Source organism: Sphaerisporangium sp. NPDC005289, from assembly GCF_040607455.1.
Lineage (GTDB): Bacteria > Actinomycetota > Actinomycetes > Streptosporangiales > Streptosporangiaceae > Sphaerisporangium > Sphaerisporangium rhizosphaerae.
In genome coordinates, this window is record NZ_JBEXGS010000004.1 from 404,099 (window position 1) to 415,167 (window position 11,069).

General features: G+C 69.7%; 12 protein-coding genes. 4 read left to right on the top strand and 8 right to left on the bottom strand.

Annotated features, from left to right (window positions below):
• Positions 1–174 precede the first annotated feature (174 nt).
• From ABZT47_RS10285 to ABZT47_RS10295, 3 genes are all read right to left on the bottom strand, one after another.
• On the bottom strand, positions 175–951 hold the full coding sequence (locus ABZT47_RS10285) for a tRNA(His) guanylyltransferase Thg1 family protein (RefSeq protein WP_354838391.1): 777 nt from the start codon (positions 949–951) through the stop codon (positions 175–177).
• 23 nt (positions 952–974) lie between these two features.
• Entirely contained in the window at positions 975–1,436 is a 462-nt protein-coding gene (locus tag ABZT47_RS10290; protein ID WP_354838394.1) for an ATP-binding protein, read from the bottom strand.
• Between the two features lie 164 nt (positions 1,437–1,600).
• Positions 1,601–1,786, bottom strand: coding sequence for a hypothetical protein (locus ABZT47_RS10295; RefSeq protein ID WP_354838397.1), 186 nt, complete (start codon positions 1,784–1,786; stop codon positions 1,601–1,603).
• A gap of 125 nt (positions 1,787–1,911) precedes the next feature.
• On the opposite strand from ABZT47_RS10295, the gene ABZT47_RS10300 reads away from it, so the two are divergent.
• Together ABZT47_RS10300 and ABZT47_RS10305 are read left to right on the top strand one after the other, a co-directional pair.
• Entirely contained in the window at positions 1,912–2,178 is a 267-nt protein-coding gene (locus ABZT47_RS10300; RefSeq protein ID WP_354838400.1) for a CopG family transcriptional regulator, read from the top strand.
• 11 nt (positions 2,179–2,189) lie between these two features.
• Positions 2,190–2,570, top strand: coding sequence for a PIN domain-containing protein (locus ABZT47_RS10305; RefSeq protein WP_354838402.1), 381 nt, complete (start codon positions 2,190–2,192; stop codon positions 2,568–2,570).
• 107 nt (positions 2,571–2,677) lie between these two features.
• Here ABZT47_RS10305 and ABZT47_RS10310 read toward each other — a convergent pair whose 3' ends face one another.
• Positions 2,678–4,231 carry an alpha/beta fold hydrolase gene (locus ABZT47_RS10310; RefSeq protein ID WP_354838405.1) on the bottom strand — a complete coding sequence of 518 codons (1,554 nt, stop codon included), beginning with the start codon at positions 4,229–4,231 and terminating at the stop codon, positions 2,678–2,680.
• Positions 4,232–4,459: 228 nt separating this feature from the next.
• Between ABZT47_RS10310 and ABZT47_RS10315 the strand changes: the two genes are divergently transcribed.
• A complete protein-coding gene (locus ABZT47_RS10315) occupies positions 4,460–5,308 on the top strand; it encodes a M23 family metallopeptidase (protein ID WP_354838408.1) in 849 nt (282 codons plus the stop codon).
• 102 nt (positions 5,309–5,410) lie between these two features.
• Here ABZT47_RS10315 and ABZT47_RS10320 read toward each other — a convergent pair whose 3' ends face one another.
• From ABZT47_RS10320 to ABZT47_RS10335, 4 genes are read right to left on the bottom strand one after another with little or no spacing between them, the layout of a single operon-like run.
• The gene (locus tag ABZT47_RS10320; RefSeq protein ID WP_354838411.1) at positions 5,411–6,013 is read right to left on the bottom strand and encodes an ATP/GTP-binding protein; all 603 of its coding nucleotides are present in this window, start codon (positions 6,011–6,013) and stop codon (positions 5,411–5,413) included.
• Complete coding sequence (locus tag ABZT47_RS10325; protein ID WP_354838414.1) at positions 5,994–6,344, bottom strand: DUF742 domain-containing protein; 351 nt, start codon at positions 6,342–6,344, stop codon at positions 5,994–5,996. Before ABZT47_RS10325 ends, ABZT47_RS10320 begins: the two co-directional genes overlap by 20 nt.
• On the bottom strand, positions 6,341–6,766 hold the full coding sequence (locus tag ABZT47_RS10330) for a roadblock/LC7 domain-containing protein (protein ID WP_354838416.1): 426 nt from the start codon (positions 6,764–6,766) through the stop codon (positions 6,341–6,343). Before ABZT47_RS10330 ends, ABZT47_RS10325 begins: the two co-directional genes overlap by 4 nt.
• Before the next feature lie 31 nt (positions 6,767–6,797).
• On the bottom strand, positions 6,798–9,311 hold the full coding sequence (locus ABZT47_RS10335) for a nitrate- and nitrite sensing domain-containing protein (RefSeq protein ID WP_354838418.1): 2,514 nt from the start codon (positions 9,309–9,311) through the stop codon (positions 6,798–6,800).
• A gap of 352 nt (positions 9,312–9,663) precedes the next feature.
• On the opposite strand from ABZT47_RS10335, the gene ABZT47_RS10340 reads away from it, so the two are divergent.
• Positions 9,664–10,860 (top strand): FAD-dependent monooxygenase, encoded by a 1,197-nt coding sequence (locus tag ABZT47_RS10340; RefSeq protein WP_354838421.1) that lies wholly within the window; start codon positions 9,664–9,666, stop codon positions 10,858–10,860.
• The last annotated feature ends 209 nt before the right edge of the window (positions 10,861–11,069 follow it).

Consider the following 11,069-nt stretch of genomic DNA (forward strand, 5'->3'; position numbering starts at 1 on the left):
CAACTGTCTGTCTGGACCGTGGCATCATACTGGTGTTCGAGAAATGATCGTGCGATTGACTCGCCCGGCAGGGCCATCACATAGCGGACGTCGCCGGCGGGGGCGTGGGTCTCATGAGCGGGTCGATCTCAGTCAGCCGCAGGGCCCGCCGAAGCGCCTCGTCGTGGTGGCGATCTAGATCCGGCTGTCCGGCCGCGCCTCGCCGGGGTTCACCAGGCGTTCGACGAGGCGCCGGTAGTCGTCCTTCATGGGCAGGTCGGGTTCGACGTGGACGCGCCGCCGCCGGGTGGTGACGTCGATGCCGCGGATCGGGTCGTGGCCAGGGTGGTCGTAGGTCTCCCACCACATGCCGATGCCGCGGCGCTGCCAGGTGGGCAGTTCGTTGAAGTTGACGCCGTGCCGGTACAGCAGCTCGTTCTTGTCGGCGATGCTCGCCCGTTCCAGCAGCTTGGTGGCCTCGCGCCGGGAGCGGCCGTCCTCGCGCAACGTCCAGTAGCACCAGCCGTTCAGCGCGCAGCGCGCGGCGTCGGCCTGCCGCCAGGACAGGTAGTCCACGACGTCCTCGACGCCGTTGCCCAGCCAGACGCGGCTGTCGAAGTGCACGGGCTCTCCGGCGGCGTGGGTGAAGGCCGCGGCGACGACGGACGCCGACAACGACACCAGCTTCTCCACCTCGCGGCCGAACAGGTCGAAGGACGGGGGCAGCACGAGGGAGATCTCGTCGCTCTCTGTGTAGGCGTACCGTCCGCCGAACTCTTCCAGCAGGCTTTGCGCGGTCTCGGTCATGAGGGTGGAGAAGCGCTGGTCGAAGGGCTTGTCGAAGCGCTGCTCGGTGTAGCGGGAGAAGCTGCGGCCGTCCACCCGGATGACGGCCCACGCGCCCGGCAGCAAGGTCAGCGAGTGGAACCATTCCCGCGCTCGCATCCGTGCTTCCAGCTCATTGCCGTTCACGGCTCTCCCTCATCGTGAGACCTCTATCTTGAGACCTCGATCGTGAAACCTCCGTCGCCGTCGAAGCCGACCTGGAAGATCTGGTCGAACCCGTCGGCCGGGCGGGGGCGCCTCAGGCGTTTGAGCGTGGCATGGATGCCGACCTCCGGCACCCGGGTTTTCCCCGCCCGTACGGCGTTGCGTTCGAGCGAGGCGGCCACGTCCGGCGGGAACCAGTAGCCGACCACCGGGGCGTTGTTCGCTTCCGCGACGTCGATGAGCGGACGCCATTCGTCGGCCGAGGGATTGGTGTTGTCCACCGCGACGTTCAGGCCCTCGGCCAGCGCCTCCTGGACCATCCGGAGCTGGCGCGGCTGCCGTTTCCGGGCGTTCGGAAACGCGTCCTTGCTCACATGGACATGCGTCCCCGCCAGCACCTGCCGGTAGAACGTGGTCTTGCCGGACCCCTGCAGTCCGACGAGGATCGCCATCTCTGTATCGCCCACTTGACGATTTCACCATGAATCGCGGAACGACCCTCGGTCCGGGTGGAAGCCCCGACCGCCCTGTCCCGGACAGCGTCGCAGCGAAAGTGCGACAGTGCGGTGAGGCCCGATTGGAGGACCGCGGCGAGCCGGTCGCGTCAGGCGGTGGCGTGGGTTGCGGCAGGTCAGGAGCGGGTCAGGTGGAGGTGGATCATGGGGAGGTTGTCGACGGGGGCGCCGGTGGTGCGGCCGATGTGCTCCAGCATCAGCAGACGCGAGCCGAACAGGATGCCCAGGCCGGCCCGGTAGAGCCAGATGGGTGCGCGCACCAGGCGGCGGGTGCGCAGTACGCGTGCTCCGATCGCGGTCATCACGTCCGTTGTCTTCACGCGTACCGACTTACCACTGATCATGTGCGCGCAGGTGTGACTCGGGCGATGCGACGGCGCCCGAGTGCGATCCCACCATAGATGCGCCTGGTAGTAGCCTTGGTGGTATGAGCGATGGTGGGACCAAGAAATTCAGTGTCACGATCCCCGAGGAACTCGCCGCCATCGTGCAGGCGCGGATCGGGAAAGGAAGTTTCTCGGCCTACGTGTCCGAGGCGTTGGCACGACAGATCGAGCGGGACAATCTGCGTGAGCTGGTCAGCGCGGCCGAGTCTCAGCACGGCCCTGTAGAGCGTTCCGCCGTCGAGGCCAAGCGCGCGCTTCTGCGGGACGATGCCCATGAGCACGTCTCCGGCAACCCGTCGGCCGCCTGATGCCGGGTTCTTTGGTCCTCGACTGCGAGGGCCTGTCCAAGGCGGTACTTCAATCGCCTGAACTGACCGAGTGGCTGGCGGCGGCGGAGGAGGAGGACGTCCGGGTCGTCGTCAGCGCGGCCACTCTCGTCGAGGTCTCCCATCCGAAGATCAATCGGGCTCGTTACGAATGGACGCTGTCTCGTCTGGTCGTCGAGCCTGTGACGAGGGAAGTCGCTCGGGACGGCGCGACGCTGCTCGCCGCGGCTGGGCTGCATGGGCACAATTACGCCATCGACGCCATGGTCTGCGCCACGGCTCTGCGACTTCCGCGTCCGGTGACGGTTCTGACCTCCGACGTCGAGGACATCATCAAGATCAGCCAGCGCCGGCTGCGGGCTGTGAAGGTCTGAGGTACGTCGTTCCCGCGGGATACCAGCGGGGAAGCCTGGACGAGTGGCGAGCCGGCCGGGGGAGGGCCCCGGCCGGCGTTCTGGCCGTATGAGGTCCGCCTCCGGGGTCAGGAGACGGGCGAGGTCGCGACCGGGCCGGCCGCCCAGTGGTTCGGGCCGGTCGGCCATGTCCGCGACGGCGTCTGCCGCCTGAGCAGGCTCTCCTCAGGCGTGCCCACGGCGCAGCGGGCGCCGGGCGGCGGCACCTTCAGCGAGATCAGGTACGCGTCGAAGATGTCGTCCTGGCACTTGTCCTTGCCGTAGATGCGGTGTCCCCAGCCCTCGTACGTGAGCAGCACCGCCTTGGGCCCGAGCTGGCGGGCCGCGTTGGCGGACCATATCCACGGGGTGGCCGGGTCGTGCACGGAGTTGCCGAGCAGCAGCGGGGCGTCGCCTGTGTACCGCAGCGCGTGCGGCGCGTTGGTGGTGGGGGAGTTCATGCAGATCGGCAGATCGTCGATCGGGTACGGGTGGTACCCCGTGTCGGGTGCGAGCAGGCTGGAGGCGCGCATGAGTGCGGCGTACTCCTCGTAGTTGCGCACCCGGAGGTTGTAGTCCTGGCAGAGAACCGCGGTCGGCAGATACGCGACGTCGCCCTCCACGGGCCCCCGGCCTTCCAGCGGGGGCACCCACTCCGGCTCCGGCCCGCCGTTCAACCAGTTGATCACCTCGCTCAGCAAGCGCCAGTCCGGCCCCTCGGTGCCCAGTGCGGCGTTGTAGATGACCTGCAGCTCGGTCATCGTCTGGCCTGTGCTCGGGTACTTCAGCTCACCGCGCCGGGCCTTCGCCCGCAGGTCCTTCCAGATCGCTCGGATGTCACGTCCATGCAGGACACAACTGGTGTCCTGCTCGCACCAGCCGACGAACTGGTCGAACGCGTCCTCGATGGCGACCGCCTCGGTGGCCAGGAAGCCCGCGACGCCGAGGCTGTGGTCCATGTTGCTGTCGAGTCCGAGGGCCCGGACGCGGCCGGGGAACAGCTCGGCGTACATCTGGCCGATCAGAGTGCCGTATGAGATGCCGTAGTAGGTGAGCTTCTCCTCACCCAGGGCGGCGCGGAGCGCGTCCAGGTCACGGGCGACGTTGACGGAGTCGACGTGGTCGTACAGCGGACCGGTACGAGCGCGGCAGTCGGCGTGCAGCTTCTTCGTGAACGCGTTCCAGGCGTCGAAGTCGGCCTGGCTTCTCATGACGGTGTGCGGCATCCGGTTGTACACCGACGCCGAGCAGATCACCGGGTTGCTGCGTCCCACGCCCCGAGGGTCGAACCCGACGATGTCGAACCGTCGCTGCAGTTCCTCGGTGTAGGAGCCGGGGGCGCCGTACACGGCTTCCACTCCGGACCCGCCCGGACCACCGGGATTGATCACCAGCGAACCGACCCGCGCGGCCGGATCGGTGGCCTTCCGCCGGGCGACGGCGATGTCCACCTTCGCCCCGCCCGGCTTCGACCAGTCGATGGGAACGCTCAGCGTGCCGCACTCGGCGGCAGGCTCCTCCTCGCAAGGCGCCCAAGCGATGGTCCGCGCCGTCAGGACCTCGGTGTCCGCACTGGCCGTCGAGACGGGTAAGACCGTCGCCACCGCCAGGAAGGCGGCGAACCAGAAAGCTCTTCTACGCACGTTGCTCCAGTCTCTCGTCGATCCTCTGTCGGAACGTGCGACCGTAGCGGATCACCACATACGTGGCAGCAGAAACAGGGAAGAATGGCGGTATTTCTCCTACGGGGCGCCTCTCGGGCGGGGTGCACTTTGTCGGATGATCTGGACAAACTGATCATCCGACTGACAATCTTGCCGTTTGTGCGAACGAAGATCCTTATAGTGACTGTTTGTGGTTCTCTGGCCGCGTTGACGGGTTCAGCGACGGCGAACGCGGCCGTCAGCGCCGCCGGCCCTGCCTTCCAGTTGCCCTTCCCCTGCGGAGAGACGTGGGTCGGCAGCAGTGGCAGCTTCGCCCACACGGGCAACGAGATCGACTTCAACGGCAGCGCGAACGACGGTGACAGGGACCGGGGCAGGACCGTCGTCGCCGCGGCGGCCGGTACGGTCGTGATCTCCGCGTACCAGACGGCCAACGGCTTCGGAAACCTGGTCAAGATCCGCCATTCGGACGGCAGCGCGACCCTCTACGCCCACCTCAGCGCCCGGACGGTGTCCCAGGGGGCGAGAGTTGCGCAGGGCCAGAAGATCGGCGCGGTGGGCAACACCTCCGCCAAGTACAAGATCGTGTCGCATCTCCACTACGAGCAGCGCTCGGCCGCGGGCAAGATCGTCCGTGCCACGTTCAACGGCGCCGCCTTCAGGTACCCGGGCCAGAGCGTGAAGTCCAGGAACTGCGGAGGCGGCGCCGCCCCGCGAAGCGCTCCCAGCGGCTCCAACCCCTACACAGCGGCGAAGGTCTGCGGCTCGGGCTTCAAGCAGGTCGACGTGGCGACGCTCGGCTCGCAGGGGCGGGTGTTCCTGATGTACTCCTCGGCCACCGGGCAGAACTGCGTCGCCACGGTGCGCAACAGCGGCAGGGGCAAGGTCGCCGCCAGTGCGTACCTGGAAGTGAAGGGTAAGGCGCGGCAGACCGACGCGGGCAGCTTCCAGTACTACGCGGGGCCGGTGCGCGCGAAGGCCGCCCGCACCTGCGTGAAGTGGGGCGGCTCGATCGGCACGGCCAAGTACGACAGCCCCTTCGAGCACTGCGGCTGACGGCGGCCACCACGCACGGACGGCGCCGCCCCCTTGGGGGGACGGCGCCGTCCGTGTCGGCGGGGGCGCATGCCTCGCCCGGCGTGGGGAGCCTGTGGCGTCTCAGGGGATGGCGTGCTCGAAGTTGTCGCCGACGGCGTAGGTGACCAAGGTGGTCAGGACGCGGGCGACGGAGTCCCTGTCGCGCACGTCGCACAGGAGGATGGGAGCCACTCCGTCCAGGCCGAGGGCGCGGCGGACCTTGACGGGATCGTGGCGGCGGGCGCCGTCGAAGCAGTTGACGGCGACCACGAACGGCAGGCCGCGCTGCTCGAAGTAGTCGACGGCCGGGAAGCAGTCCTCCAGGCGGCGGGTGTCGGCCAGGACGACGGCGCCGAGCGCGCCGAGGGCCAGTTCGTCCCACATGAACCAGAACCGGTCCTGGCCCGGGGTGCCGAACAGGTAGAGCCATAACCCGTCCCGGACGGTGATGCGGCCGAAGTCCAGTGCCACGGTCGTGGTGGTCTTGGCCTCGACACCGGAGACGTCGTCCACACCGACACTGCGCTCGCTGAGCAGTTCCTCGGTGTGCAGCGGCCGGATCTCGCTGATCGTGCCGACCATGGTCGTCTTGCCGACCCCGAAGCCGCCGGCAATGAGGATCTTGATGGCCATCGCCGGGGCGGCGCCTGGGGCGGCGGCCCGATCAGAGGCTGCGTAGCGCATGCAGCACTTCCCTGTAGATGCGTTCGTCGATCGCCTGCGCGGCAGGCTGCGGTCGGTCGATGCTCACGAGACCCTCGCGACGCAGGTCGCCGAGGATCACGCGGGTGATGTTGATCGGAAGCCTCAGCTGGGCGGCGACGTCCGCGACCGGGGTCGGCCTGCGGCACGTCCTCAGGATGGCCAGGTACTCCGGGCCGAGGTCCGGCTGCTCGAACGGGATGCTGACGGTCGTGACGATGGCCACCAAGTTGAAGGATTCGCCGGGTGGGCGCGCACGGCCGCCGGTCAGCCCGAAGAGCCTGACCAGCGGCCCGGGATCCTCTCCGGTCACTGACGGACGCCGTTCCAGGCGGGTGCCGGAGCCGCTCCTCTCGGCAGAGCGGACAGGTGCTCGCCGACGCGCTTGACCATCAGCGCCATCTCGTAGGTGACCATGCCCAGTTCGGCGTCGCCCGAGGCGAGCACGGCCAGCCGGGCCCCCTGACCCGCCGCGGTGACGAACAGGAAGCCCTCCTCCAGTTCGATGATGGTCTGCCGGACGCCGCCGAGGCCGAAGTGGCGTCCGGCGCCGAGGGCGAGGCTGTGGCTGCCGGCGGAGATGGCGGACAGGTGCTCGGCGTCCTCCCGGGTCAGGCCCCGGGAGCCGCCCATGGCAAGGCCGTCCCCGGACAGCACGATGGCGTGCCGCACGCCGGGGACGCGCTGGGTCAGGTCGTCGAGCAGCCAGCTCAGTTCAGGTCTGGGTTCGGGCATCGGAATGGCCCTCCTTTCGATTGCGCGTCATCTACTTCTGCTCGGCCTCGCCGCGGCCCTGCTGCCAGCCGCGCTGCATGGACGACATGATGCTGAAAAGTTCCTCGGGGGAGCGCACGCTGACTTCGCGCTGTTCGGCGGCCCGCGTGCGGCGGAGCTGGGGGGCCATGCTGGCCTGCCGCACCCGTATCGGCAGCCCGTCCAGGTCGTCCTCGTCGGTGCTCGGCACGGCGGCGGACGGACGGCCGGCCGGTGGAGCGGCCGGTGAGGTCGCCGGCCGGGCGGGCGGCTCGGCGGGTGGCTGGACAAGTGGCGGGGCGGATGGCGCGGTGAAGGGTTCGGTGGGCGGCGAGGCGGTCGGCGAGGCGGGAGGCCGGTCGGAGAGCGGGGTGAACAGCTCAGCGGACCGCCGGCCCGAGGGCTGGACGGGTGGCTGTGCCGGCGGCTGGGAGGCCCCTGGCGTCCGGTGGGGGAAGGACGGCGCGTCCGGTGCCGGAAGCGCCCGTTGGGCGGTGGGCGGAGGCGTGCCCAGAGCCCGGGCGGGCCGGTCCCCCCGGTCGGGACCCATCGGGGCGCCCCGTTGCGAGGGTATGTGGGAACGTTCCCACCAACTGGGGGCGGGCGCCGGGGCGGAGCGGTCCGGCATGGGTTCGATGACGGGGGCGTCGGGCGTGGCGAGCAGGGCGACGGGCAGCAGCACGATGGCCGTGGTGCCCTCGTAGGGGGAGCGCCGCAGCGAGACCTTGATGCCGTGCCGGGCCGCGAGCCTTGCCACGACGAACAGGCCGAGCCGGTCGCTGTCCACCAGGTCGAACTCCGGCGGGTCGGCGAGTTTGGCGTTCAGCTCCTCCAGGGCGGCCTCGCTCAGCCCGAGGCCGCGGTCCTCGACCTCCATCGCGAAGCCGTTGGCCGCCGCCATGCCCCGCACGTGCACGGTGGTCTCCGGCGGGGAGAAGACGGCGGCGTTCTCCACCAGCTCCGCGAGCAGGTGGATCACGTCGGCGACCGCGACGCCCAGCAGCTGCGGGGCCTGCGGCATGGGCGGCACGATGACGCGGGTGTAGTCCTCGACCTCCAGCACGGCGCTGCGCGCCACGTCGAAGATCGGCACCGGGTCGCGCCACCGGCGGGCGGGCGTGGAGTCCGACAGGATGACCAGGTTCTCCGCGTGCCGCCGCATGCGGGTGGTGAGGTGGTCCAGCCGGAACAGGTCCTCCAGCGTGTCCGGCTCCTCGATGCGGCGTTCCATCGTGTCGAGCAGGGTGAGCTGGCGGTGCAGCAGCGCCTGGTTGCGCCAGGCGAGGTTGAGGAACACCTGGCCGATGCCCTTGCGGAGCGTCGCCTGGCTGACCGCCGCCTCCACGGCGGTGCGCTGCACGGCCGAGAACGCCTGGACCACCCGCTCCACCTCGGCGGTGCGGGCGGAGTCCAGGGGCGGCGCCTCGGTCGCCGGGTCCACGTCGTCGCCCCTGCGCAGCCGTTCGACCAGCAGGGGGAGCCGTACTTCGGCCAGTTCCACGGCCGACCTCTGCAGGCGCCGCAGCTCGACGATCATGGACAGGCCGAACCGGAACGACAGCAGGATCGAGGCGATGACCGCCACCAGGCCGAGGCCGAGGATCAGCCCGATGCGCCAGTACGCCGCGGTCTTGGCCGCCTGCCGGGCCTCCTCCACCCAGAACAGCTCGTTCTGGGTGTCACGGTTGATGGTCTGCTGCAGGAGGCTGGTGTCGCTCTTCCAGTCGTCGGGATCCACGAAGGGCAGGCCGCTGGCGTTCCAGTTGAAGACCCTGTCCTCCATCTCCAGCAGCCGCTTGTAGGGCAGGCCCCGGACGAGGTTGTCGTACTGGACGCGCAGGTCGGGCCCGACGTCACGGGCGGCGTTCGCCATGATCATGCGGCGGCCGGTCATGGCGGCGACGAACGCCGAACGGTCGCTGGGAGTCATCCGCCGCTGCACGATCGTGCTGGTGAGGAGGGCGTTCTCCCTGCTCAGGTACTCGGCGCTGCTGTTGTAGGCGGCCATGCCGCGCACCGCCCGGTCGGTCGACACGTCGCTCAGCGCGCCACCGGCGTTGAGCTGCCGGCCGGCGTCGTCGATCAGCTTGTTGTAGGCGTCGATGACCCGGACGGGCGGGTAGAGGCTGCCGCTGTCGGCGGACCGGCGGAGCGTCTGGAGCGAGTCCAGGGCTCCTACCAGGGTGCGCACCTCGGCGGGGGTCTCGTCCTTGCTCTGCTGGCCGACCGACCCGATCAGCTCGCGCAGTTCCTGGGCCCGGTCGTCGGTCAGCTGCCGCTGCCTCGCCAGCGCCTGGTCGTTGCCGGTGCTCCGGGCCTGGGCGGAGGCCTGGCGTTCCCGCTGGAGCTCGTAGACCAGTTGCAGGACCGGCGCCCCGATGGCCTGCCAGCGGCTCTGCGTGCGGGAGATGTCGGAGATCTCCGTGATGCTGGAGTAGGCGATGAAGCCCCAGAAGGCGACCATGGAGACCAGAGGCAGCGCGAGGATCCTCAGGAGCCTCGTGCGAATCGGAGGGGGCGAGCTCATCTGTCGTGTCCAATTTCGTGTGCGGCGCGCCCTTTGTGGACGCGGGTTGGAGCCGTTCCCCGAGTGGCGTCCCGCGGCCACTGCGCCGATGATCTGGACAACTATGCCCACTTGGGCACAAGTGCATCAAGACAACATGGCGAAGATTGTATATCGAAGTTCGTCCAGAGTCGCATGATGTGTACGGTGCGTAATCGCTGTGAGGAGTACGCCACTCTGCGTCATCCATTTCGGACATGACCTTGTGGTCCGTCCATCGCGAGGCTCTGGATCCGCCCCCGCCGCACGGGTGAAGATGAACCCGCTACTTCCGCAGTGGTGATCTACCCGGGAATCGTGGCTGGGGGCGTGCGTGGGCTTACGGGTGGCGATCGTGGGCGGTGGTCTCGGGGGGCTGGCGGCGGCGCTGTACCTGCGCCGGGCCGGCGTGGAGGCCCAGGTGTACGAGCAGGCGCCGGTGCTGCGCGAGGTGGGCGCGGGGGTGATGCTGGCGCCGAACATGGTGCGGCTCATCGCGCGACTCGGCCTCGGGGACGCCCTGGCGCGGTGCGCGGTCTGGCTGGAGGAGGCGTGGGAGTACCGCCGGTGGGAGGACGGGCGGGTGATCTCCTCCCAGCCGATGGGAGAGGCGTGCGAGCGGCTGTACGGCGCCAACCTGCACACCGCGCACCGGGCCGACCTGCTCGCGATGTTCCAGGACGCGCTGCCCGCGAGCGTCGTCCGCCTCGACCACCGCTGCGTGGCCCTCGACCAGGACGACGCCGAGGTCGAGCTCACCTTCGCGCACCGGTCGGGAGGCACGACCAAGGTGCGCGCGGACGCGGTCATCGGGGCCGACGGCATCCACTCGACCGTCCGGCCGCGCATCGTGGCCGAGGCGGCGCCCCGGTTCTCCGGCTTCAGCGCCTTCCGCGCGCTGGTCCCCGTCGAGCGGGCGCCCGAGTACGCGCGGCGGCGGGTGCAGACCCTCTGGCTCGGCCCCGCGCGGCACGTCGTGCACTATCCGGTGTCCGGCGGGCGCCTGGTCAATCTCGTCGCCGTCGTGCCGGCCGGCGAGTGGCGCCTTGAGTCCTGGACGGCCGACGGCGAGCTCGCCGACTTCGCCCGCGAGTTCGAGGACTGGGACGTGGGCCTGCGGCGGCTCATCGACGCCGCGCCCGGCACCAAGCGCTGGGCGCTCTACGACCGCGCCCCGCTGGAGCGGTGGACCAGCGGCCGCGTCACTCTGCTCGGTGACGCCGCGCACGCGATGCTGCCGTTCTTCGCCCAAGGCGCCGGCCAGGCCATCGAGGACGCCGCCGTGCTCGCCCGGTGCCTGGGCGGCGCCGACCCTGACATGGTGCCGAAGGCCCTGCTCTCCTACGAGGCGACCCGCAGGCCGCGCGCGAGCCGCGCGCAACTGATGAGCCGGGGCCGCGCCGAGTACAACCACCTGGCGGACGGTCCCGAGCAACGCGAACGCGACGCCGGCCTGCGCGAGGGCGACGTCCTGCGGCACAACGCCTGGCTCTACGCCCACGACGTGGACGCCGAGCCCCTGGCCACCTGACGCTTCCTCGGCCGCCGCTCATCAGTGGCACCTTTTCCGGGCGTGCGTCGCAGGGTTCGCGAAGTCGGACTGGCACGGGGGCCCGGCGTGCCACGCTCGTCCGCTTTGGGCAGTCCAGTACCAGTTCGCGATCACCGTTGGACGAATGGTGATATTCGAGCGTTTGTAGGGTTCATCGTCCATTATCGCGAACTTCGTCCGGGAAACTC

Coding starts and splice junctions, on each gene's coding strand:
- ABZT47_RS10295 (WP_354838397.1), bottom strand. CDS start 1,786: ATGACCGCGATCGGAGCACGCGTACTGCGCACCCGCCGCCTGGTGCGC.
- ABZT47_RS10300 (WP_354838400.1), top strand. CDS start 1,912: ATGAGCGATGGTGGGACCAAGAAATTCAGTGTCACGATCCCCGAGGAA.
- ABZT47_RS10320 (WP_354838411.1), bottom strand. CDS start 6,013: ATGCGCTACGCAGCCTCTGATCGGGCCGCCGCCCCAGGCGCCGCCCCG.
- ABZT47_RS10330 (WP_354838416.1), bottom strand. CDS start 6,766: ATGCCCGAACCCAGACCTGAACTGAGCTGGCTGCTCGACGACCTGACC.
- ABZT47_RS10335 (WP_354838418.1), bottom strand. CDS start 9,311: ATGAGCTCGCCCCCTCCGATTCGCACGAGGCTCCTGAGGATCCTCGCG.